This window comes from Sphingobacterium sp. JUb20 (genome assembly GCF_004342035.1).
Classification (GTDB): Bacteria; Bacteroidota; Bacteroidia; order Sphingobacteriales; family Sphingobacteriaceae; genus Sphingobacterium; species Sphingobacterium anhuiense.
The window spans coordinates 247,420-271,549 of sequence record NZ_SLYV01000010.1 but is presented as its reverse complement, the minus strand read 5'-3'; the positions used below and the strand labels follow the sequence as shown (position 1 = coordinate 271,549).

General features: G+C 34.8%; 21 protein-coding genes and 3 tRNA genes. 14 read left to right on the top strand and 10 right to left on the bottom strand.

Translation table 11 applies throughout. From position 1 onward, the window contains the following. The first annotated feature begins 134 nt into the window (after window positions 1-134). The gene (locus tag EDF66_RS18190; protein ID WP_132772058.1) at window positions 135-1,001 is read left to right on the top strand and encodes an N-acetylglucosamine kinase; all 867 of its coding nucleotides are present in this window, start codon (window positions 135-137) and stop codon (window positions 999-1,001) included. Window positions 1,002-1,010: 9 nt separating this feature from the next. Then, window positions 1,011-1,529 (top strand): glutathione peroxidase, encoded by a 519-nt coding sequence (locus EDF66_RS18185; RefSeq protein WP_132772090.1) that lies wholly within the window; start codon window positions 1,011-1,013, stop codon window positions 1,527-1,529. 213 nt (window positions 1,530-1,742) lie between these two features. On the opposite strand, the gene EDF66_RS18180 is transcribed toward EDF66_RS18185, so the two are convergent. Further along, window positions 1,743-2,327 (bottom strand): thymidine kinase, encoded by a 585-nt coding sequence (locus tag EDF66_RS18180; protein ID WP_021188691.1) that lies wholly within the window; start codon window positions 2,325-2,327, stop codon window positions 1,743-1,745. 239 nt (window positions 2,328-2,566) lie between these two features. Here EDF66_RS18180 and EDF66_RS18175 point away from each other — a divergent pair, with 239 nt between their 5' ends. Next, window positions 2,567-3,610 carry a hypothetical protein gene (locus EDF66_RS18175; RefSeq protein WP_132844096.1) on the top strand — a complete coding sequence of 348 codons (1,044 nt, stop codon included), beginning with the start codon at window positions 2,567-2,569 and terminating at the stop codon, window positions 3,608-3,610. Between the two features lie 28 nt (window positions 3,611-3,638). Here EDF66_RS18175 and EDF66_RS18170 read toward each other — a convergent pair whose 3' ends face one another. After that, complete coding sequence (locus EDF66_RS18170; RefSeq protein ID WP_132844094.1) at window positions 3,639-4,265, bottom strand: hypothetical protein; 627 nt, start codon at window positions 4,263-4,265, stop codon at window positions 3,639-3,641. Between the two features lie 125 nt (window positions 4,266-4,390). Here EDF66_RS18170 and EDF66_RS18165 point away from each other — a divergent pair, with 125 nt between their 5' ends. Together EDF66_RS18165 and EDF66_RS18160 are read left to right on the top strand one after the other, a co-directional pair. After that, window positions 4,391-4,696, top strand: coding sequence for a YbaB/EbfC family nucleoid-associated protein (locus EDF66_RS18165; protein WP_021188688.1), 306 nt, complete (start codon window positions 4,391-4,393; stop codon window positions 4,694-4,696). 4 nt (window positions 4,697-4,700) lie between these two features. Continuing rightward, on the top strand, window positions 4,701-5,384 hold the full coding sequence (locus EDF66_RS18160) for a metal-dependent hydrolase (RefSeq protein WP_132844092.1): 684 nt from the start codon (window positions 4,701-4,703) through the stop codon (window positions 5,382-5,384). A gap of 32 nt (window positions 5,385-5,416) precedes the next feature. Here the strand turns inward: EDF66_RS18160 and EDF66_RS18155 are convergent, their stop codons facing one another. The 3 genes from EDF66_RS18155 to EDF66_RS18145 form a co-directional block, all read right to left on the bottom strand. Next, window positions 5,417-6,235: a UDP-2,3-diacylglucosamine diphosphatase gene (locus EDF66_RS18155; protein WP_132844091.1), complete on the bottom strand. Its 819-nt coding sequence runs from the start codon at window positions 6,233-6,235 to the stop codon at window positions 5,417-5,419. A 132-nt stretch (window positions 6,236-6,367) separates the two neighbouring features. Further along, complete coding sequence (locus EDF66_RS18150) at window positions 6,368-7,222, bottom strand: N-acetylglucosamine kinase (protein ID WP_021188685.1); 855 nt, start codon at window positions 7,220-7,222, stop codon at window positions 6,368-6,370. 246 nt (window positions 7,223-7,468) lie between these two features. Next, window positions 7,469-9,196, bottom strand: coding sequence for an MFS transporter (locus tag EDF66_RS18145; protein ID WP_132844089.1), 1,728 nt, complete (start codon window positions 9,194-9,196; stop codon window positions 7,469-7,471). A gap of 332 nt (window positions 9,197-9,528) precedes the next feature. Between EDF66_RS18145 and rho the strand changes: the two genes are divergently transcribed. After that, entirely contained in the window at window positions 9,529-11,010 is a 1,482-nt protein-coding gene (rho, locus tag EDF66_RS18140; RefSeq protein ID WP_021188684.1) for a transcription termination factor Rho, read from the top strand. Between the two features lie 68 nt (window positions 11,011-11,078). Beyond that, the gene (locus tag EDF66_RS18135) at window positions 11,079-11,756 is read left to right on the top strand and encodes a CDP-alcohol phosphatidyltransferase family protein (RefSeq protein WP_132772051.1); all 678 of its coding nucleotides are present in this window, start codon (window positions 11,079-11,081) and stop codon (window positions 11,754-11,756) included. 3 nt (window positions 11,757-11,759) lie between these two features. On the opposite strand, the gene EDF66_RS18130 is transcribed toward EDF66_RS18135, so the two are convergent. After that, window positions 11,760-12,107 (bottom strand): Hpt domain-containing protein, encoded by a 348-nt coding sequence (locus EDF66_RS18130; protein ID WP_237682893.1) that lies wholly within the window; start codon window positions 12,105-12,107, stop codon window positions 11,760-11,762. Further along, a complete protein-coding gene (gene folK / locus EDF66_RS18125) occupies window positions 12,100-12,591 on the bottom strand; it encodes a 2-amino-4-hydroxy-6-hydroxymethyldihydropteridine diphosphokinase (protein ID WP_132844087.1) in 492 nt (163 codons plus the stop codon). The genes EDF66_RS18130 and folK overlap by 8 nt, the downstream gene beginning before the upstream one ends. A 111-nt stretch (window positions 12,592-12,702) precedes the next feature. Between folK and sppA the strand changes: the two genes are divergently transcribed. Further along, window positions 12,703-14,466 (top strand): signal peptide peptidase SppA, encoded by a 1,764-nt coding sequence (gene sppA, locus EDF66_RS18120; RefSeq protein WP_132844086.1) that lies wholly within the window; start codon window positions 12,703-12,705, stop codon window positions 14,464-14,466. 114 nt (window positions 14,467-14,580) lie between these two features. Further along, window positions 14,581-15,771, top strand: coding sequence for a phosphoglycerate kinase (locus EDF66_RS18115; RefSeq protein WP_132772048.1), 1,191 nt, complete (start codon window positions 14,581-14,583; stop codon window positions 15,769-15,771). Between the two features lie 60 nt (window positions 15,772-15,831). On the opposite strand, the gene EDF66_RS18110 is transcribed toward EDF66_RS18115, so the two are convergent. After that, entirely contained in the window at window positions 15,832-18,645 is a 2,814-nt protein-coding gene (locus EDF66_RS18110) for a hypothetical protein (RefSeq protein WP_132844084.1), read from the bottom strand. A gap of 555 nt (window positions 18,646-19,200) precedes the next feature. Here EDF66_RS18110 and mgtE point away from each other — a divergent pair. From mgtE to EDF66_RS18095, 3 genes are all read left to right on the top strand, one after another. Then, window positions 19,201-20,583, top strand: coding sequence for a magnesium transporter (mgtE, locus tag EDF66_RS18105; RefSeq protein WP_132772046.1), 1,383 nt, complete (start codon window positions 19,201-19,203; stop codon window positions 20,581-20,583). A 133-nt stretch (window positions 20,584-20,716) separates the two neighbouring features. Continuing rightward, window positions 20,717-20,790 (top strand) — tRNA-Asn (locus EDF66_RS18100). Between the two features lie 121 nt (window positions 20,791-20,911). After that, window positions 20,912-20,985, top strand: a tRNA-Asn gene (locus tag EDF66_RS18095). Window positions 20,986-21,024: 39 nt separating this feature from the next. Here the strand turns inward: EDF66_RS18095 and EDF66_RS18090 are convergent. Further along, entirely contained in the window at window positions 21,025-22,605 is a 1,581-nt protein-coding gene (locus tag EDF66_RS18090; protein ID WP_132844082.1) for a S41 family peptidase, read from the bottom strand. A 209-nt stretch (window positions 22,606-22,814) separates the two neighbouring features. On the opposite strand from EDF66_RS18090, the gene EDF66_RS18085 reads away from it, so the two are divergent. Continuing rightward, a tRNA-Asn gene (locus tag EDF66_RS18085) sits at window positions 22,815-22,888 on the top strand. Between the two features lie 61 nt (window positions 22,889-22,949). After that, complete coding sequence (locus EDF66_RS18080; RefSeq protein ID WP_132844081.1) at window positions 22,950-23,864, top strand: PfkB family carbohydrate kinase; 915 nt, start codon at window positions 22,950-22,952, stop codon at window positions 23,862-23,864. Here EDF66_RS18080 and EDF66_RS18075 read toward each other — a convergent pair whose 3' ends face one another. Next, complete coding sequence (locus tag EDF66_RS18075) at window positions 23,865-24,110, bottom strand: cytochrome b5 domain-containing protein (RefSeq protein ID WP_021191075.1); 246 nt, start codon at window positions 24,108-24,110, stop codon at window positions 23,865-23,867. Between the last annotated feature and the right edge of the window lie 20 nt (window positions 24,111-24,130).

Below are 24,130 nucleotides of genomic sequence, written 5' to 3'. Positions count from 1 at the left end.
AGGGTTATACAAAATTATTTGACGTAATGTTTTGTAATGGTAGGCCATTTTATTTTATGGCTACATCTTTGGTTAATTTAAACTTGAAAATTTTGTATATTTGATACGCTCGATGTAGCATAATCTTATAATTTATGATTTTAGTCGTTGATAGCGGTTCTTCTAAGTCAGACTGGAAATTAGAACTTCCAGATAGTCCACCTTTGTCTTTTTCGACAAATGGGCTTAATCCTTTTTTTGTAAACGATAAAGAAATAACCCGAGTAATTAAAGAAATACCTGAGATAATACCTTATGCGAATGAAATAACGGAACTTTATTTCTATGGCGCAGGTTGTATATCTCCAGATCGTAGGGAAATGGTTTCCAATGCGCTGACTCCTTTGTTTGAAAATGCTTTTATTTCGGTAGAGAACGATCTTGTAGGTAGTGCTTTAGCGACTTGTGGTACTAATAAAGGGTATATTGCCACATTGGGTACTGGCTCTGATATTAGTTTTTTTGATGGACAGGAGGTGCAACCCTCTAACCATGGAAATGGATATGTGCTGGGAGATGAGGGATCGGGTGCCTGGTTTGGCAAAAAGTTAATTACATTGTTTCTTTATGGTCGATTGCCTAAGGATCTGTCAGAGAATTTCGCAGAGAATTATCGCATAACAAAGGAGATCGTTATTAAGAATGTGTACCAAAAGGAGAGACCGAATGCTTATTTGGCTTCATTTGCACCATTTTTATCTGCGAATATTACGCATCCGTTTATAGATGAAATTATTCGTTCAGGTTTCGAGGAATATGTACAGACTTGTGTATTAACTTATCAGAATTATCAGGATTACGAGTGTCACTTTGTGGGATCAATTGCTTATTATCTGGATCTGATATTACGTGATGTCTGTAATGGATATAATATTAAAATTGGAAAAATATTGAAATCACCGATCAATGAATTGTTTGATTTTGTGATAGAAAGAGAAAAAAGTTCACTTATTAATTTTTAAAATAACATGATGATTTTATCAACGATTATTGCTTGTTTTTCCATGATATTTGGAAATCCTAGCATTTACGATTATAGTTTTAAAAGTCTCGATGGTAAAGATGTTAAAATGTCGTCTTTTAAAGGGAAGAAAATTTTAATAGTCAATACAGCCTCAAAATGTGGCTTTACTAAACAGTATAAAGATCTGCAAGCATTGTATTCGGAGTATGGAAATGATTTGGTGATCATTGGGTTTCCGGCGAACAATTTTGGGAATCAAGAACCTGGTACGAATGGAGATATTCAGGAATTTTGCGAACAAAACTATGGTGTAGAGTTTTTAATGGCAGAGAAGGTTGAAGTAAAAGGTGATCAGATTGATCCTTTATTTAAATACCTGACTTCGCAAGATAATCCGGATTTCAAAGGTGATATCAAGTGGAACTTTGAAAAGTTTCTAATCGATGAGAACGGAAAGCTGGTTCATCGCTATCGTTCGGCAGTTAATCCACTTGCAGATGAAATTGTCAATTGGGTGAAGAAATAGAAATTGAGAAACCAGGAAGTAAATCTTCTTGGTTTTTTTTTGTGAAATTAGATTGTAAAAAAGAAAGTCCACCTTGGGAGGGTGGACTTTAACTAACCAATTATAAACCTAAATTATGAAAAGTATTTTGTAGCTATTACTAGCTGTTATTATCTTGTTATTATAGTTATACAAAGGTAATGCCAAAATATGCCATCATATATTAAGTAAATGTTAATAATTTGTTAAATTATAGTAACATCTCCTGCATCTTGCTTCGTAAGCTTCTTTTTCACCCAAAAGGACTGTTTTTGTATCTGTAGAAGTCCTGAAAGAGTAATTTGCAGGCGCTCCGCATTGCATGCATACGGCATGTACTTTTGTTACATGTTCGGCAATTGCCATTATATGGGGTATAGGACCGAAAGGTTGTGCTTTAAAATCCATATCTAGACCTGCAACTATGACACGAATTCCTTTATTTGCCAAATTGACACATACCTCTGTCAAACCTTCATCAAAAAATTGCGCTTCATCTATACCGACAACCTGCGTATCATTGCTCAGCAATAAAATAGAAGAGGAGTGTTCAACAGGGGTAGATGGTATACTGTTGCTGTCGTGCGAAACAACTAAACGATCATCATATCTTTTGTCTACTGCCGGTTTGAAAATTTCGACATGGAGTTTAGCATATTGTGCCCGTTTTAGTCTACGGATGAGTTCTTCGGTCTTACCGGAAAACATCGAACCGCATATCACTTCGATACTTCCGTATGCTGGGCCCCTTTGTGTGAAATTATGTTCAGAAAAAAGCATTTAAATGAATTAAAATCAATAAATTGAATATTACTTTCAATCAGTATTAAATCTGATTTTTTAAATAAAATAATACTACTTAAGTCCTGCTAATATCAGAATTTAATATTAAATTTGAGTCTATAAAAGCTACAATACTTAACAATAAAGTATAAATCAGTAAGTTGAAAATGAAGTTTTATTCCTTTTGTAAAATTTAGTGTTTTACTGGAATTACGAACAATGAAATGTATTAATTTATGGTTACGAAACAAAATTTATTTGATAAAATAGGAGATTTATTGCAGGAGTTGGAAGCGCAATATCTTGCGCTTTCAAAGGATGGCTTTGAAGATAAGAAAACTGATTTAGCTCTTTTTGAAGCTACCGCACAATATATTGCCGCTCAGATTGGTGTTTTAAAAGCACAGAATTTGTTGGGTATAGCTCAGAAAATTGAAAGAGTTGATGAACCTGCGGCTCCAAAAGTAGTGCATGACCGGATAGAAGAGGAGAAAGTTTCTTTTAATAACTACTTTACACCTCCTTCCAATTTGTTTCAAAGTGTTCCTGAAAAGAAAGAAGAACAACCTAATGTGGTAACGGAGGTGGTAGATGAAACAGCTGATATCAGTTTGAATACACCACAGAAAGAAGTTGCCCCTGTCGAAGATTTAAATTTGAAAGAAGAGCCTGATAAAGAAGAATTTACTCAAGAGGAGGTCATTCCTGAAGTAGAGAAAGTGACTGTTGACAACAGTATCCCTGAGCCTGTGTCTGCTACTACTCAAGGGGATAAACCACGAGATCGTGTAATACCAACATATGAAAAAGAGGAGGCAAAGCCTCAACAGGTAGCTGTTAATCCGGTGGAGCAAGAGAAGCTAGTTGTTAATGAAGTTATTGAAGAATCAAAACAAATCTTGATTGAAGAAGAGATTCGTCCAGATGTGGAGCAAGAGACTCCTTCAAGACCGTTAACGTTAAATGAAATTATTTCACAACAGAAAAAAGCTGGTGTACAAAACCGGGTTTATGAGATGAACAATGCTTCAGGAAATTCGGGGCAGGTTAAAGATATCAAATCGATCATTAATTTGAATGATAAGCTGCTGTTTATTAAGGATCTCTTTAATGGGTATAGTTTAGCTTACAGTGAAGCTGTTGAATTATTGAACAGATGTAACGATTATGCGGAAGCGGATGCTTTTCTGCAAACGAATTATGCGGTTAAAAATAGATGGGTTGAAAAACCACAATCGGTTGAAAAGCTGTATTTATTGATTCGTAAAAGATTTGCATAAAAAAAAGCTGACTTCAAGTCAGCTTTTTTTATTGTAATTGAAACTGTATCCAGGTATTTCCCTCTAAGCCGTAAAAAAAATATTTGGGCTGCAGTATTTCCGCTAATGTTTCTAATTCTAAGCAGTAGTCAGCTCCCGGAGTTTTTCCAAATTCCTCCTTATTGATTAAAAAAACTTGATTTAGCTTAACGGCATTACTATCAGACCAGTTTGTGTCAGATAATAGTGCGGGAATTTGTGCTATTGTTAATTCTTCTGAATTGATAATAATAACTTTATCTGCTTCCGAAATGGTGTAAGTAGGGATACCACCTGCTATTTTAATACACTCTTGTAAATAGTCACTGGTATTGATTACGGCAGGGTTGAGGCCATCTAAAAGAATTACTTTGGGGCGATCGCTTGCTGCAATAAATTTCAATTTATGAATGATGATATGAACTTCATCATCCAAAATTTCTAAAAGCTCTGCGGTTTTTTCATCCTTATTTAATAGTCTTCCAATAGACTCTGTATAATTTATAATATCATGACTCGTGACCAAATTACTGGATAAGGTATAGATTTGCTCTAAAATATCCGTTGGCAACTGCGTTTTGTCTACTTCATATTGATTCAGAATAGCTTCAACTAAAATTTCTTGATTGCTTTGCATGATGCAAATTTACAAATGATGATTTGATTTGCGAATTAAATTGAAAGGTTATTTTGTCATCTATGATTTGAATTCAAATGTGTAAATTGCATTATATTTAGAATTGTTCATTTAGATCATATATTATGTTTGATAAATTATTCCAAGCGCAACAAAAAGCACAAGAAATTAAACAAAGATTAGATAATATTTCTGTTTTTGGAGAAGCTGAAGGTGGATTGATAAAAGTAGTTGCAACTGCCAATAAAGAAATTAAAGAAATTACAATTGATCCGATCTTCTTGAGTAATGCGGATAAAGAGGAACTGGAAGAATTGCTTGTTGTGGCTTTAAATAAAGCGATGACCCAAGCTGAAAATGTGAGTCAATCTGAGATGTCTGCTGCTAGTCAGGATATGCTTGGTGGTTTAGGAGGCCTATTTAATCAATAGTTTTATGAAAGCGACATATTACGGACAATCTTGTGTTATGTTCAATTTTGATGGACACGAGGTATTAATGGATCCTTTTATCACTTATAATCCCTTGGCAAAGGGTGTAGACGTTAATGCTCTATTACCAGAATATATTTTTTTAAGTCACGGTCATCAGGATCACGTGGCAGATATGGCACAGATTCAAAAAAATAGCCAAGCAACTGTTGCAGCTATTGTAGAGACTGCAGCATGGGTTAGGAAACAAGGAGTTCCGGATGAAAAAGTAATTGAGTTCAATTTAGGAGGTACTATTGTGACTTCTTTTGGGACTGTGAAGATGGTGTATGCTATGCATACAAATAGCACTCCTGACGGACAATATGGTGGATTTCCTGTTGGTTTCATTCTGCATTATGGTAACAAGAAAATTTATTTTGCAGGAGATACAGCGCTTACAATGGAAATGAAGCTTTTGGCAGATCTTGAATTGGATTGGGCATTTTTACCTATCGGTGGACATTATACCATGGATGTTGATGATGCGGTAAAGGCGGCAGAATTTATTAATTGTGATAAAATAGTGGGTGTGCATTACGATACATTTCCTCCTATTACCATTGATAAAGTTATTGCTTCTGAAAAATTCGCAAATTATGGTAAGACATTATACTTACCAGCAATTGGTGAATCAATCGAATTATAACAAATAAGGGGGATGCAAATCCCCCTTATTTGTTATATCGTTACCAGATTTTTTAGATCTTCTAAGGTGAATAGTGGTGTTTCTGTCAGCTTGTTTTTGAGAATGGATTCTTTATAATCTTCGTAATGAAATAATCGCCATTCGCCGTTATGATATTCTAAACTGCTTAAGTTTTCAACCCAATCACCTGAGTTCATGTAAGTCACTGTTCCTTTCCGGGTAATGACTTCTTTGATTTGTGGTTGATGGATGTGTCCACAGATCACATAGTCGTAATTTTTTTCAATAGCTAGTTCAGTGGCTGTTTCTTCAAAATCAGAAATATATTTGACAGCTTTTTTAACACTGTTCTTTATTTTTTTTGATAATGAATATTTCTCACGCCCCATTTTAAGCAAGATCCAATTGATCATATGGTTTAATTGGATCAGTTTATCGTATCCCCAACCGCCTAATTTTGCTAACCATTTTGAATGATGGATGGAGGCATCAAATACGTCACCATGGAATATCCATGCTTTCTTATTGTTAAGGGATAATAAGAGCTTGTTGGTTAATTTGATATTGCCAAGTTTTAAATCTGCAAATTTTCGGAGCATTTCATCATGATTACCGGTGATGTAATGCACTTCGGTGCCATTGGCGCTGAGATCGATTATTTTTTTGATAACATGTAAATGCTCGGATGGGAAATAGCTTTTTTTGAATTGCCAAATATCGATTATATCGCCATTTAAAATCAGCATTTTTGGTGCGATCGACTCTAAATAATAGAGTAACTCTTTTGCGTGACTTCCATGTGTTCCGAGATGAATGTCTGATAATACTACGATATCGAGATTTCTTTTCATAACTTCCGTTTTTCAAAAGACGCATTTTATTATGATCTGTATATAAATGCTTTGTTATGAAATTATTAAAAATATAAAGGGTGAAGATACGATCTACACCCTTTATATTTTTAATACTAAAATATCTTGAAACTATTTTGACGCTCTATTGATGTGGAATTGAACTAAATCATCGATAGGGGAACGTAATATTTTGCCAACTTTCATGCCGTACTGTACTGCTTTTTCCTCCAAAACATTACGGAAATTATAGCCTACAGAACCGATACAGTTGAATGTATATTCTTGGTAGTTTGGATATTTACTAACTAAGTTTTTGAAAAATGCTTCGAAAGCATCATCTACAATAGCACGTGTATATTCAATATTCACATTGTTGTCGTAAACAAATTTGCTGAAACTTGCGCAGAAACGGTTCGCTAATGGCTTTGTGTAAACGGTATCCATGATTTCATCTGGAGTGATCTTGTAGGTGTCGTAAAATACTTTACGAACATCTTGAGGCATTAAATCACGGATGTAATCTGTTAATAATTTTTTACCGATATAACTTCCGCTACCTTCATCACCTAAGATGTAAGCACATGAGTCGATGTTATAGGTAATGTCATTTCCATCATAAATACAAGAATTGGTACCCGTTCCTAGAATGGCTGCAAAACCTGATTCAGTACCTAATAAAGCTCTTGCGGCAGCTAATAAATCGTGACCAACCTCAACTTGAGCTTGTTGGAAAACTTCTTGGATGGCTTTAATAACGATTTCTGCTTTTTCTTTATTATGAACGCCTGCACCGTAATAGTTAACCTCTTTAATTTCATCAAAAGGTAAATCATTTGGTAAGCCTTTTCTTAAAGAGTTAACGATGTATTCGCTATCTACAAAATATGGGTTATACCCTTCTGTATTGAAGTAAATTTTTTTGTTTGAATCATCCAACAAACACCAGTTTGTTTTCGTTGACCCGCCGTCAGCAATAATAATCATTATTGAGTAGTTTTAATTGAGTTTTTTCGTTTTAAAATTGGATCATTTGAATCCGATTTTCGAAAATACATTTTTTTATTTATAATTTATGTATGATCAAAGCACTAAAATGAAAAATTATTTCATCTACTTTACAGCAATTTGAAAAAAAAGGCCTTAAAATTGTATTTAAGGCCTTTTTTTTAAGATGCTATTAAATTGATTTAATAGTGTATTTTTTACAATTAGTTAGCTTTATCAATAAGCTTAATGTGATCCCTCTGCTTCGACATCATCAATATTAATTCCTTGTTTTTTGAGTACTGATTTTACTGCTATTGCAAAGAATACAATGTAGGCAAAACCTAACAATGGAAGTAGGTAAGAGTTGTGGATACCTATGATATCAGCTAATTTTCCTTGGATAGGGGGAATAACACCACCACCTAAGATCATCATGACTAAGAATGCTGATCCTTGTGCTGTATATTTTCCAAGTCCTACGATTGAAAGGCTGAAGATTGATGACCACATGATAGAACAAGCTAATCCTCCTGCTAAGAAAGAGTAAATAGCTACTGTACCTGAAGATAATAAACCAACAGTCATAGCGATAATTCCGAATAGACCGAAAACGATTAATGTTCTAGCAGGTTTTTCTTTACTTAGGTAAAATGCTCCGATTTGTATAAGTATACAAACAACATAATAGTATAGGTGTGACATTTCAAAGCCCGCCATTGCATTAACGCCTATAATAATAGAAAATGCGACAAGTGGAACAATGATAAGTAATATGTTTTTAGTTGTTTTAGTTAGGTTAAACGCTGTAATCGCTCCAGCCCAACGACCAATCATCATACTACCCCAATACATCGAAACGTAAGGCGTAATTTGCGATGATTGTAGGCTTCCAAATTCTTTTAATGTAAGTAGTTCACCTAAGTTACTTCCTATGGCTACTTCAACTCCAACGTATAAAAATAGGGCAATCATACCCAATACAAGTTGAGGGTATCTCATAGCTCCCCATCCTTCTGGGTTTTTCTGCGCTTTTACATTTGCAAAAATCAATCCACCAACAACAACAATCAGTGCACCTGCTAACCACAGCATACGTTGTATTTCAAGTGGGTGAGCAATCTCTTTAATCTGAATTTTTAATTGCTCTATACTTGCTGGATCAACTAAAGATTTTAATTGTGCCTGTAATTGATCTACCTGAATTGCTACTTCACTTTTGTAACTTAAAAATACAGGAGCGAACATGGCAAAAAGCAAGATGGTCATGATAACCAAAGTATTAAGGGCTTTATTAGCTTTTTCCATGGGTTCATTGCTTATTCCTGCAGGCACCTTTTTACTGAAGTAAAACAAACTTGCTGCTAGTAGAAACAATAAACCAACACCTATATATAGGAAAACGACTTTGTCTAAAGGTAAATTAGCTATTTCGGAATCGGATATTTTCTCAAATGTTCCGAATAACGCAAAACCGATAACTAAGGGTCCTATTGTTGTTCCGAAAGAATTGATACCACCGCCTAAATTGACACGTGAAGCTCCAGTTTTGGGATCTCCTAATAAAACTGCAAATGGATTTGCAGCGGTCTGTTGTAATGAAAAACCTAAGGCAACAGTGAAAAGTCCAAGTAACATACCGATGTATACATTTACTTCTACTGCCACGATCATTGCTCCGGCACCTAATGCTGAGAATAATAGACCATAGACAATACTTTTTTTATAGCCCCACTTACCAACTAAATCTTTTCCTGAAAATGTGCTGAAAATAAAAAGTAATAATGCACCAAGATAATAAGCGGTGTAAAATGCAAAATCAATCAATTGTGACTGAAATTGGTCTAAGTGAAAGTAGTTTTTACAAAAGGGAATAAATACGCTATTTCCTGCTGCAATAAAACCCCAAAAGAAAAATACAATTATTAATGTATATAAGGCGGGATAATTTGTTTTAATGAGTTTATTTTCCATCTAAATCGTTTGCTTTGTTTTTTTTGCACCGCTAACTTACAAAAAAATATATCATATTTAAATATAATATTGTTGTTAATAACTACGTTTGATTTTTTAGTAAAACGTTTTAACAAGATATGATTTGTTATAAGTATGTTTTTTTTTACAAATAATTTTGAATTGTCAGATTTGTTTTTTTTCTTTGTGCAGGTTCTCATAATTTATTCCGCTTCAGGTATAGAAGAAATCACTTAGTTCTTAAATCCCTTTGTTTGTTAATCAAAATGATTAATGGAGTGTAATAAATTTCATTTTAAAATAAAATCCTAATATATCATAATAAAAATTTAATGGATATTAATGAATTAAATGCAAAACTCGTGTCTGAATTACGCGAAATTGCAAAATTAATAGGTATCGGTGACGCTGATAAGCTTAGAAAGCAAGAGTTAATTGAAAAAATAATCAGCACTGGTGATGAGTCCGAAAATACTTCTGAAAAAAAGGAAGAAAATCATGATGAGTCAACGGAGAGACCTCGAAAAAGAATAAGAACCGCAAAAGCGTCTGAGCCGGTTACTATCCGTAAAAAAGAAAATGAAGAAACAGATTCAGCTAGCGAAGTAGCAATCTCAGAATCTGAAGAAAATATAAAAGCAGCTCCCGCAATTAAGTCAGCACCTCCAAAAGTAGAAACAGCTTCATCAAATGCAGATTTTGACAATGTTATTGTCAATGAAGGTGTGTTGGAAATTATGCCTGATGGATATGGTTTTTTACGTTCTTCTGACTATAATTATCTAACATCTCCAGATGATATTTACGTTTCTCAGTCGCAAATCAAATTATTTGGTTTGAAAACTGGTGATACAGTCAGAGGTAGCATTAGACCTCCAAAAGAAGGTGAGAAATATTTTCCATTGGTACGTGTAGAAGCGATCAATGGTCAAAATCCTGCTGAAATTCGTGACCGAGTTCCTTTTGATTTCTTAACGCCATTATTCCCTAATGAACGTTTGAATTTGGATTTGGGTACAAGCAACTATTCGACTCGTATCATGGATTTGTTCACTCCTATTGGTAAAGGACAACGTGGTCTTATTGTAGCTCAACCTAAAACAGGTAAAACCAATTTGTTGAAAGAGGTTGCAAATGCGATCGCTAAAAACCATCCTGAAGTTTATTTGATTATCTTATTAATCGATGAGAGACCTGAGGAGGTGACAGATATGGCAAGAAGTGTACGTGCTGAAGTGGTTTCATCTACTTTTGATGAACCTGCAGAGCGTCATGTAAAAATCGCAAATATTGTTTTAGAGAAAGCAAAACGTATGGTCGAGTGTGGTCATGATGTCGTGATCTTGCTAGATTCAATTACACGTTTGGCTCGTGCTTATAATACAGTTGCCCCTGCATCTGGTAAAATATTATCAGGTGGTGTGGATGCAAATGCTTTACATAAACCAAAACGTTTCTTCGGTGCTGCTCGTAATATCGAGCACGGAGGTTCTTTAACTATTTTAGCAACAGCTCTTACAGAGACTGGTTCTAAAATGGATGAGGTTATTTTTGAAGAGTTTAAAGGTACTGGTAACATGGAGTTACAGTTGGATCGTAAATTGGCGAACAAACGTATTTTCCCTGCTATCGATTTAACAGCTTCAAGTACGCGTCGTGATGATTTATTAATGGATAAAGAATCGATTCGTCGTCTTTGGATATTACGCAATCACTTGGCGGATATGAATTCTAATGAGGCAATGGAGTTTTTATTAGCGCAAATGCGTGGTACTAAGTCTAATGAAGAGTTTTTGATTAGCATGAATGGGTAATTCCATTTGATTTTAATAATTTAGCCATCATTTATAAAAAATGATGGCTTTTTATTTATATTGAAAATATGAAAAAACATATTCCTAATACCATAACCTGTTTAAATCTATTTAGTGGATGTATCGGGGTGTTAATGGCACTTAAAGGTGATTATATGACAACAGCTTATTGTGTATTGGCTTCTGGTATATTTGATTTCTTCGATGGTATGGTAGCACGGCTTTTACATGTCAAATCCAATATCGGTAAGGAATTAGATTCACTGGCTGATATGGTTAGTTTTGGTTTCTTGCCAGGTGCTATCCTTTATATGTTATTGTCTGAGGTTTTTATTGAGCAACCCTTGTTTGCTTATTTAGGTTTTGTGGTAACCGTGTTTTCAGCGCTTCGATTGGCAAAATTTAATCTGGATGAACGCCAAACGACTGATTTTATAGGGTTAAATACACCTATGAATACTTTTTATGTCTTATCACTGCCTTTTATTGCTGAAAAATATCCAGATATTATATTAAATCCCTTCTTTCTCTTGATCAGCACTGCACTAACAAGTTTTTTATTGGTTAGTGAGATTAGATTGTTCTCTATGAAGCTATCGTCATTGGCTTGGTCTGAAAATAAATATAAATTTATTTTTGTGATTTTAGCGGTTGTCTTATTTGCTGTTTTTCAATTCGTGGCATTGCCAATTATTTTATTAAGCTATATCTTGCTTTCACTGTTACATTTTCAACGTTTGAAATAAAGATTAAATCGATTTTTCATACTGCTCTAATTCTGTAAATAATTCATCGAATTGTATTTTTAATAAGGAGCATTCCGATTCAATGTGATTAATGTCAGCGGTTTCTTTTGCTAATGATTCTATGAGCTGCAGTTGCTCTTTTAAATGTGGTGCTCCAATGTATTCCATAGTAGGTTTGATATGGTGTGCTGCATTATTAATCTCCTGATAGTCTTTCGCTGTTATTGCTGCTGTTAATTTTTCAAAATCTAAAGGAGTTTGTGTTCGGTAAAGGGCGATAAACTCTTTTATCATGTCCTCATTATTAAACATACTTTGCTTGATAATATCTGGTTTTATGTGTTTATACATTTTTTTTGTAGATGTTTACGTCTAAGGGATCTGTGCATATTGCTAAGAGTTCCTTATTACTCTTTTTTAAAATCGGGTGTATATATTCTGGAGCGATCTGGACTAATGGAATTAGTGTAAATTTACGATCCTGTATATAGGGATGTGGAATTTGGAGGTTAGGCAAGTTAATGTGCTCATTTTCGTAATATAAAATGTCAATATCGATCACACGTGCTCCCCATTTTTCTGAACGAACTCTCCCTAATTGATTTTCTATACTTTGACAGATTTCAAGCGCCTCTATTGGGTTAAGAAATGTTTTGACTTCAATTACTTGGTTTAAGAAACTGGGTTGATCTTCTACCCCCCATGCTTCGGTTTCGACAATAGCTGAAACTTTTGCAATGTTGCCCAAGGAATCCTCCAGAGCGCTTAATGCGCTGTTTAATTGCATTAAACGATCACCCAGGTTTGCTCCTAATAAAATGTAGATGCTTTTCACCTTATAAATATAGAATTTTAGTTAATTAAATGAAAGATTTAAAAATTTATTTGTAACATTTGTACTAAATTGGCAACTAATAAATCAATTGAACTTTAGATTATTCATTTTATGAAATCATTTTTTAAGTATGTACTTGCTACTGTCACGGGAATTGTGATATCATCGGTAGTTTTATTTATAATAATGTTAGGTATTATCGGCGCGTTAGTAACTTCTGCATCTTCGGAAAAAGAAGTTATGGTTAAGGATAATTCAATATTGTATCTTTCTTTTAATCATGAGATTACAGAACGTTCCATAGATAATCCTTTTGGTTCCTTGGATATTCCTGGTTATAATTTGAAAAATCTTGGTCTTGATGATATTCTGTTGAGAATAAGAACAGCTAAAGAAGATAGTAAGATTAAAGGGATCTTTATGGATGCAAGTACAATTGCTACTGGATTTGCTAGTCTTAAAGAGATTAGAGATGCTTTGGTAGACTTTAAGTCATCGGGTAAATTTATTGTGGCTTACAACGAGGGTTATTCTCAAAAAGCTTATTATGTCGCTAGTGTTGCAGATAAGGTATATGTGAATCCAGAAGGAACTGTTGATTTTAAAGGATTGGCAAGCTCCACCATGTTTATGAAAGATGCTTTTGATAAATTTGGTGTGGATATGCAGGTTGTAAAAGTGGGAACTTTTAAGAGTGCTGTTGAACCTTATTTCTTAAACCAAATGAGTGAGGCGAACCGTTTACAGGTTAATTCTTATTTGGGAAGTATCTATGATTCATTTATTCAGGAAATTTCAACTTCAAGAAAAATGTCTGCCGACTCATTAAGGAGTATAGCGACAAATTATTTGGTTCGTAACGCTGATGATGCTGTAAGGTATAAATTGGCTGATGCTAAATTGTATAAAGATGAGCTGATTTTAGAATTAAAGAAAAGATTGAACGTAGCAACAAAAGATGATCTCTCTGTTGTATCCCTAATTGACTATAAATCGAAGATGCCGAGTGGTTCTGAATCTAATCAGGTTGCTGTTTTGTATGCTGAAGGTGCTATTGTAGGAGGAGAGGGGACTAAAGGTGAGATTGGATCCGATAAAATTTCACGTGAGCTACGTTTGTTAAGACAAGATGATAATGTGAAAGCAGTTGTTTTCCGTGTTAATTCTCCTGGAGGTTCTGCTTTAGCATCTGATGTTATATGGAGAGAGGTTGAGTTGACAAAGCAAGTAAAACCGATCATAGTTTCTATGGGGGATTATGCGGCTTCGGGCGGTTACTATATTTCGGCGGCAGCAGATTCAATCTTTGCTGAGAATAATACGATTACAGGTTCAATCGGGGTGTTTGGGGTTATTCCAAATTTTAAGAATTTATTGAATAATAAAATAGGTGTTCATTTTGATGGGGTGAAAACTGGTAAATTCTCTGATTTAGGTATGGTTCCGGATCGTCCTTTAACTGCTGAAGAACGCGATATCATCCAGATGGAGGTTAATCGTGTTTATCAAACGTTTATGAAGCGTGTGTCTGATGGTCGTAAAATAACGGTTGCTCAGGTTGATACTATTGGTCAAGGCCGTGTGTGGACTGGTAAACAGGCTGTAGAGATTGGATTGGTAGATCGTATAGGTGGTATTGATGATGCTATTAAAGCAGCAGCAAAGAAAGCAAAAATAGGACAATATGCAGTTAAGCAATATCCTGCCAAAGAGGATGCAATTTCAACTTTTTTAAATTCGTCTAAGGAAAAGGTTCAAATATGGATGGCACAACAGCAAATGGGAGAATTCTATAATTACTTTGATGTGATCAAAAAAGTTTCTGGACAATCTGGTATTATGGCGAAATTGCCGTATTCGATTGAAATACATTAATTATTTTTCATTTTATCAAAAAAAGCCTTTTATTATTCGGATAGTAAAAGGCTTTTTTTATATTTAGCTGTCCATTTGAATAGGTGGGTAAATACTTCATAATAAATAATAGAGATGAAAACAGTTGACAACTTAAACTTCGCTGACAAAAAAGCGCTAATACGTGTAGATTTTAATGTTCCTTTGGATGACAATTTTAATATTACAGATGATAATAGAATTCAAGGTGCGACACCCACGATTAAAAAAATATTAAAGGATGGTGGATCTGTTATCTTGATGTCACACTTAGGTAGACCAAAAGATGGGCCTACAGATAAATATTCACTAAAGCACATTGTTTCACATTTATCTGGAGTGTTAAAGGTTGATGTTCAGTTTGCTGCTGATTGTATTGGTGAAGATGCGGTTGAAAAAGCAAAAAATTTGAAACCAGGTCAAGTTTTACTTTTGGAGAATCTTCGTTTTTACAAAGAGGAAGAAAAAGGTGATGTTGCATTTGCAGAGAAATTATCAAAATTGGGTGATGTGTATGTCAATGATGCTTTTGGTACAGCTCACCGTGCTCATGCTTCTACTGCTGTTATTGCTCAATTTTTCCCTGATGCGAAATATTTCGGGTATTTAATGGCTGCAGAAATTGGTAATGCAGAAAAAGTGTTGAATAAAGCTGAACGTCCATTTACTGCTATCATGGGAGGGGCGAAGGTTTCTGATAAATTAGAATTAATCGAAGCTTTATTGGATCGTGTTGATAACCTGATTATAGGCGGAGGTATGGCTTATACTTTTATTAAAGCTCGTGGTGGAGAGATCGGTAAGTCATTAGTTGAGTTAGATAAGTTGGACTTGGCAACGGAATTGGTTAAGAAAGCAGCGGCAAAAGGCGTTAACCTGGTATTACCGACTGATGCTCAAATTGCGGATAAATTTTCAAATGATGCAACTGTTTATGATGGACCAAATGATCAGATCCCTGCGGAATTGGAAGGATTGGATATTGGTAAAGAATCTGGAGAAGCGTTTGCAAAAATAATTGAATCGTCTAAAACTATTCTTTGGAATGGTCCTATGGGCGTTTTTGAATTTGATACCTTTGCTAAAGGTACAAAAGCTGTTGCCGATGCGGTGGTCAATGCAACTGAAAAAGGTGCATTTTCATTGATCGGTGGTGGTGATTCTGCAGCTGCAGTTTCTAAATTTGGCATGACTGAACAGGTAAGTTATGTATCCACTGGTGGCGGTGCTTTGTTAGAATATATGGAAGGTAAAGTTTTACCTGGAGTAAAGGCTATCGAAGAGTAATAACTTTGAAATATAAAACAGGAAAAGGCATCGTTAGATGCCTTTTCCTGTTTTAAGATTTTAGTAGGTATAATTTAAACTAACGGTTGGTACAACTCTTTGTGTAGCGGTAACATCGTTGATATAAGTGAGTTTAAGAGCGGCTTCAAAATTGGGTAATGGGTATCTGAAAGCATTAAAATCTGCTGACACAGAAAGACCGAAAGTTTTTGGACTCATGTCGGACTGGTGATGGATATTTTGATAGTCGGCAAATACCCCTCCCTTAATTCGTTTGATGTACGTTATGCCTCCAACTGCCCAATCTGGATAGCTGATCGGGAATCTGTAGTTTAGTAATAAGGTGTTTTTAATTTTCTCGTACTTATAGTACCCGTAGCCGCTAATTGTTGGTATATCGTTGCTGTATTGATAACGGCCTGATGCTTTTTGATAACCAAATCTAATTTGAAATCCATGATTACTGACAAATCCAGGAATATAGAATCCACTTCGAATGGAGAAAAGATTTCCTTCTTGATCTTCGAATGGAAGGTGGCGATAAGTCATACTAAAGTTTTGTCCCCATCGAGGTGTGATATCCATTTTTGACATCATGGCGTTTCTATTCCAATAAATTTGATAAGTTAAGGGGAACAATACCTTTGAGTCGAAGTTTTTAAGGTTTTTAATACTTGTGTTGTATCGTTGAAGGTATGATGTCGCAAAATTGAAACCTAAGCTATAGACATAATTGCTTTTATAGTAAGCCAATGGAATGGAGATCTGACCACTTATATCATGCTCTCTCCAATCGAAATTGATCGTGCTATCAGATTTACTATTGATTTTTGCTGTTCCTATCTGTCCTTTGTTTTCATATTTAAGTGTGAATTTGGGAAAATATTTATTGTAATTTAAGGTTGCAGAGTAAATAGATTTTTTAATATCGGTATCGTATTCGTAACCGAGTACAAATTGTGTTGTATTTAGAATATTGTTGGAAAGCCAAAATACACCTGGTTTGAAGTTATCTAAGCTTTCGAAATTGGTGTTGCTAAGAGAAAGGCTGTGAAAATTAAATGTTCTAGATAAGCCTTTATAAGGACTTACATTGTAATCTGAAACACTTTCTGTGATGCTATCAATTTTGTTTTTTAAATTGTTACTAATAGTTTTTATGCTATATGAGTTCTTAAGAACTGTATCGGTGTCATTAAATGTTATTTTGGATATTTTATATCCATTGTACTGGTAATTATTAAAGAGAATTTCTTTTTTATTGACATCATAAGAGGGGTTGAAAGCTCCGAAAGTGGTATTTGTAAGCTTCGTTAATGCTTTTGATAGTTTATTATATTGATATAAATTATCGATACCTGAATATTGTGCTTTAAACAGAAAAAGGTGATCGTTTATGTATTGCGGTCTTTCAAATTGTTCATTGCTCCAGTCCTGAAGAAAAGTAATTTGGGAGGATTCTAATTCGATTTCTACTAAGGTTGTGCCTTTGTTTGAAATAGCAATAGCTACTATTTTTGAGCCCTCTTCATTAAATGAAGGCTGTTGAAGATAAATATCGGAAGCTATCGGAATTCTTTTTAATATTTTTTTGGTTTTAATATCGAGCAATAGAATTGCTGTCTGATTACTTAAATCTACTTCAATTGTCAGTATTTCTGCTTTGGATGGGTGTAGTATGGGATAGAAATAGCGACTTTTAAAACTAATCTGCTCTCGCTTTTTTGTTTCTAAATGGTAAAGGTTAATTACATTGTAGGATCTTTTGGTGTATCGGATATCTCTTTTAACTTCATCCCATACAATCATATTATTTCTGAAATCATAGTTTGGGACGATCTGATTTCCCAATTTTAACAATGATTCTATTTTATTGTTGTTATCTATTTTAACGATTTCAGCTGTTTTTTCTGGGGTCTGTAAAATAGATAGGGTGCTATTGTCGTGATTGTTTTTAGGCAATAACCAATCCTGGTAGTTTTTACTGGATGTTGGTTCAATTATCGGGTAGGATATCGTTGGTCTTTCATGTTCTTCTTTTTTCCATTTAATATTCAGATCATCCATCGTATGTGCAAATAGACTCGTATTATTAAATCCAGTTGTTTTTTTTAGCGACCGACTAAAATTGTAGGGCATCAATATATTTTTGTTGATGTTTTGATACAGTTCGGGTTCAAAGTTCTCCTTTACGTTTTGTTTTAAATAATTGGTCATGAAATAACCAATGGTATAATAGCTCGGTATTTTATCACGATAAGAACCTAATAAATATTTCTCGAATTTATATTTTTTATCAGTTCTTTCATTAGCTTTTAGCGTCATTTCAAAAGAGGGGAGTCGACCTCTTCCTCCTTTGGAATAAAATGTTTCTGCCCAGACTGCATCACCTTCAAAATACCAGGAAGGCAACGTTAGACCGTATATAGCAAGGGCAAGCTGTTCTAAGAACGGTGCCTTTAATTTTCCGGTCAATTTATCAAATTGAGCAACGTGTCTAAGTTCGTGCAATGCTAGATTGGAGAGCCATTCCTGATTATCTGGCTCAGGGGTTGGACTGCTGTACAGCTCCGATTTGCGTGGAGCGAGTTGGACAAAACCATTAGGACGAAGTTCGGTGTTTTGAAGAATTAAAGAAATTTTACGCGGTTTTACTTGTAAGTCTTTATGATTTGTTTTTAAATACTGTGTAATTTGACTGGCAAGCGTTGAAGCCTTTTTTTTCATTTCGACCGGAAAGATCAGTTTAAATTCTTTAGTGTCAATCTGATGCCATTTTTGAGATGGAGGTGCCTGACTGTCTTCAAAGATTTGGCAAATACCTTTATGAAATGTTAAAATCGATAGTATGAAGGAGAGTAGGTAGATTTTCATGTACTTAAGTTGCTGTTGCTAATTATTTTAGATCGATGGTTGTTTTTTTAACTTTCGAATAACTATATAGCTTGATCGTTAGGTGTTTATGTTTTGTAATTCGTTAAATGTATTCAATAATTTGCAAATTAAATATAGGTTTTTTATTTCAATTTACTGAGTTACTTGTTCTTTATGTTGTAATGAATTGATAGTTAGTGTTGTTGTTTTCTTTGATTTAGATTGTCTTATTTGGAGATTTTATGAATTGGATTTAAGAAAAATAGATCTAACTTTTTATAAGTAACTGTTTTTCATGAAGTTGTTTTTTTTTATAAATTATTGTTGGAGACACTATCATTTATTTTTCTATAGATTAGGTGTATCGATTATGATCACGATCTTTATTTTATGATCTAATACTGCATTAGAATATGTTTTTTATTGTTCTATTACCTATTGAAAATTTCTATTTTCAATAGGTAATAAATAAATTCTTATATTATTTTTAAAAAGACGATTTTTGCATAAAATTTTAAATACACCGATGTAGCATATTAGTAAAGAAAGGGAATTATGGAAGAATTGGAAATGCAGGTAGAACAAATCGAACAGTTCATTGAGTCGAAGGATAATGAGGGGTTACAAGCATATTTAAATGAGCTAAATATTTCGGATGTAGAGGCGTTGATCGATGAGCTACCCGAATATGGCCACATATTCATCGAAACATTAAATTTGAACCGTGCGGTTAATGTATTTCGTATTTTAGATTTCCCTACGCAAGAGCGTATTTTTAAGAAGCTTTCAGGTGCAAAAATTAGTGAATTAATTAATGAAATGCCTCCGGATGACCGGACATCATTTTTCAGTGAACTGAAGGATGGTGATGTCGTAAAACAATTGATTATTTTACTGCCACCTCAGGATCGTAAAGAAGCTCTTTCTTTATTAGGTTATCCTGAAGATAGTGTGGGGCGTCTGATGACCCCAGACTATATCACTGTAAAACCACATTGGAATATCATCCGAATTCTTGAGCATATTCGCCGTTATGGTAAAAATTCGGAAACAATTGATGTCTTATATGTCATTGATGCCGCAGGTAAATTAATAGACGATATTCGTATTAAAGATGTATTAATGGCAGATCCAAATGTTGTTGTTGGTGATCTTATTGACAATAGGCTTATTTCTCTACATGCGAATGACCCACAAGAAGAGGCTGTGAATATTTTCCGGATGAATAATCGAGTTGCTTTACCTGTTGTTGATGAGCAGGGAATAATGTTAGGTATTGTTACGATCGATGATATTCTTTGGGTGGCAAATGAAGAGTATACGGAGGATATGCAACGATTTGGGGGAACTGAAGCTTTAGATGAACCATATCTGGATGTGTCGATCGTTAATTTAGTTAAAAAACGTTCTGGGTGGTTAGTGGTCTTATTTTTCGGTCAACTGTTAACTGCGACAGTCATTGAGCATTTTGAACATCAATTGGCGAGTGCTATCATGCTCTTCGCATTGATGCCACTGATCATATCGAGCGGTGGTAACAGTGGCTCACAAGCATCTACCTTGATCATTCAAGCCATGGCATTGGGAGAGATTACGATAGGGGACTGGTGGCGTGTTATGAAGAGGGAGATCGTTTCTGGTTTTCTGCTTGGTTTAATATTAGGTATTTTAGGTTTCATCAGAATTATGACTTTTCAGGGGTTTTCTGATGCTTATGGTGAACATTGGGTTTTAGTGGGGCTTGTGGTTGGCTTTTCTTTAGTAGGAGTAGTGCTGTGGGGATCCTTAATGGGATCTATGCTTCCTTTTATTTTAAGAAAGCTTGGTGCTGATCCTGCTAGCTCTTCAGCTCCATTTGTATCGACTTTGGTTGATGTGACCGGCCTATTAATTTACTTCACATTTGCTGTTTTACTCTTGAAGGGTGTTTTGATCTAAATGAGATGAAAATTATTCTTGTTGGAAGCGAGGGAGTTGCAAAAAATGTTTTTAAAAGATTTGTAAGATTGCAATAATCTTCCGATAATTGCATCACCGAAACGGAAATGACGCTTCGGAAAATTAACCGGATTCCTGAATAGCTCAGCTGGTTAGAGCATCTGACTGTTAATCAGAGGGTCGCTGGTTCGAGCCCAGCTTCAGGAGCAAAACGATTTTAGATAGTAAAATCGTGATTCAATCGAAAGTCTAGATTGAATGTATTTAAGAGATAAGAATGCAAATTCTTAAATAACCAAAGAGCTATAGTAATATACTCTTGAATGATTCCTGAATAGCTCAGCTGGTTAGAGCATCTGACTGTTAATCAGAGGGTCGCTGGTTCGAGCCCAGCTTCAGGAGCAAATGAAAGCCTTTCCAGTTTGGAAAGGCTTTTTGCGTTTAGTGTGATTTGATTCTGTTTTCAATCATTCCTTTAAATTGAGGAGGAGAGAGCGCTTTTAATTTTTGAAGTTGGTTTGAACCCGATGCTTTACCGGAGAGCATAGATGTACTATTCGAAAAGTTTCCTGTTACTATGTAATCATATGCGGCTTTAAACGATTGTTCATTTAAATTGCCGAAAGGGTAGTAGGCGTCATCGTTACTTGATTTGTTAACGGATATACCGTTATAATAATCGCTTTCATTTGATGCATTTCGTGATTCAAACATACTGAAATAGACATCATAACCGCCGATTGTCAAGGGGAAAAAACCAATTGGTTTTCCATAGGTTTTTGCTCCCACGATTTTTACGTTTAGATGTGGTTTAAATATATTGATCAATAACTCACTTGCTGAGGCTGTATTTTCTGTTACAATAAATACAAGGGTATTGATATTTATATTACCTGTAGGGTTGAATTTGAATGTATTCCCCGAAATACTGTAATCTAAATCGGTGTATCTGACCTTAACTTTCTCGCCCTTACTGTTTGTCGTTTCAAGGCTCAAGTTCTTTAAATATTTTGTTTTATTGTTTTGCATGGTGCTGTTGAAGTTTTCAGTAAACATAACTTTCCCATTTAATGAATTTGGAGCTATTTTATTGGCAAGAAATTCGGCAGTATTGATATACCCACCTCCGTTGTAGCGCAAATCAATTATGAGATCTGTAATACCGGCGTGCTGAAATTTATTAAAGGTCGCCGTTAAATCGGCTTGGGTGTGGCTTAGTTTGGAGAAGGAATTGAAAACAAAATAGCCAACCTTTTTTGTTTTATCTAAATATATGCTGTCTTTAATGACTGATTTTGTTTGATATTTTATCTTGTTCAAGGTCATCTCAAATGGGGTACCGCTACTTGTTTTTCCTTTAATAATTGCAGATTGGCTTTCAAAAAGCGCGTTGCTTAAGGAGGGTACTTCATGATTGAAATTGGTGCCATACTTAACTCCATTAATTTCGGTGATGATATCTCCACGTTGTAATCCCGAAATTGCAGCTGGTGATCCAGGATAAGTCAATTGAACTAGGATCTTGTAATTCTGCTCGACCCCGTATAGACCTATCTTCAGACCTAAATCGTCTCCATTTCCTTCTAAATCGAGGTTTGACAATTCATTTTTTTTAATGAATGATTTACTTCCATCGTAGCTTTCTTTGTCGATGTAACTGTATTTTGTATCGTTATTATCGATTTCATTGTATTCATAGGGTTTTCCAGTAGCAGGGTTTGTACCATATCTAGTAATATTGAATAGTACTTTATTCAAGCTATTGAATTCGACGCTTCCTTTGCTAAATTGTCTCGGATTAAATACTTCATACGTGGGTAATTGGTCGTTCCAGAAATAAATGTCCTGTGCATAGTAGAATAGTGAGTCAGCTAATCGATCTACGCGACTGACTTTTTTTTCAGGTTCTGGTTCTACAACATTCTCCTTTGGCTTTTCTTCCTCTAGATTTTTTTTACTACAACTGAACAGCATAGGAGCAAATAAAAGCAATGTGATTGTTTTTAAAAGTGGTTTATTCATGAAAATCGGTTATGTAAGAAATTTATAGTGATGGTTAAGTTATGTAATTGCCTTGTTTTCAATCGCTACAATTTGATAATCTAAATATGATGAATATTTAGATGAAAAAAAAGTAAAAAATCTTTAAAAAAGATTTGGAAATACGTTGGATTTAGCTATTTTTGTGGCATCAAAAGAGAAAGATATATAGTCATCTTTCTTATGAAGATTCCTGAATAGCTCAGCTGGTTAGAGCATCTGACTGTTAATCAGAGGGTCGCTGGTTCGAGCCCAGCTTCAGGAGCGTTAGGTGAAACCGGCTTTATAGCCGGTTTTTTTTGTTTACAGTTATTTATTTATATACTATGAGTTTAGTAGTAATGGGCACGGTAGCATTCGACGCTATCGAAACGCCTTTTGGTAAAACAGATAAAATTGTTGGCGGAGCAGGTACTTTTGCAGCTCTTTCTGCGTCTTTTTTATATGACCAGGTGAAATTAGTAGGTGTAATCGGTGAAGATTTTGGTGATGATAACTTACATATCATTACGAGTAAAGGTGTAAATGTAGAGGGGATTCAGATTATTGAAGGTGGAAAATCATTTTTCTGGGCAGGTAAGTATCATAATGATATGAATAGCCGTGATACAATCACTACAGAATTGAATGTATTAGCTGACTTTGATCCGATTATTCCTGAGAGCTACCAGGATTGTGAGTTCTTGCTATTAGGCAATGCTACTCCTCAGATTCAGATGACTACTTTAAATCGTTTAAAGAACAAACCTAAATTGGTTGTTTTGGATACCATGAACTTCTGGATGGATATCGCGATGGATGATTTGAAAGCGGTGTTGAAGCATGTTGATGTTTTGACAATCAACGATGGTGAAGCGCGTCAATTATCTGGTGAATATTCGTTGGTGAAAGCTGCCGCAACTATTCTTGAGATGGGACCTAAATATTTGATTATTAAAAAAGGTGAGCATGGTGCATTATTGTTTGGTGAAGGACAAATTTTCTCTGCACCAGCATTACCACTGGCAGAAGTATTCGATCCAACAGGTGCTGGTGATGCATTTGCTGGTGGCTTTATAGGATATCTGGCGAAGGTAAAAACGATTAACTTTACCAATATGAAAAATGCGGTTATCTATGGATCGGCGTTAGCATCATTCTGTGTTGAGAAATTCGGTACGGAGCGTTTGCAAACGTTAACGCAAGACGAGATTGAAGCTCGATTAAAAGCCTTTGTTGCTTTATCTAAATTTGATATCTAATTATCCGATCTTTCCTATTATAGGAAATTTTTTAAATACTTGATCTGAGTGAGGAGCTTCTGAAAGCTCCTCAGTTAGGTCTTGACCTGCCCAATGTTCGTAATGTTTTCCGGACCTCCATAATCGACTTTCTGTAACATCATATATAATGCCCTGAAAAGCAACCCATATTTCAGGCTTATCTTGCCCATTTCGTAAAGCAAGTTTTGATTTAGAATATACCGTTAACTCCTCATGATTGTCCATAGGACGAAGTTATAAAAAAC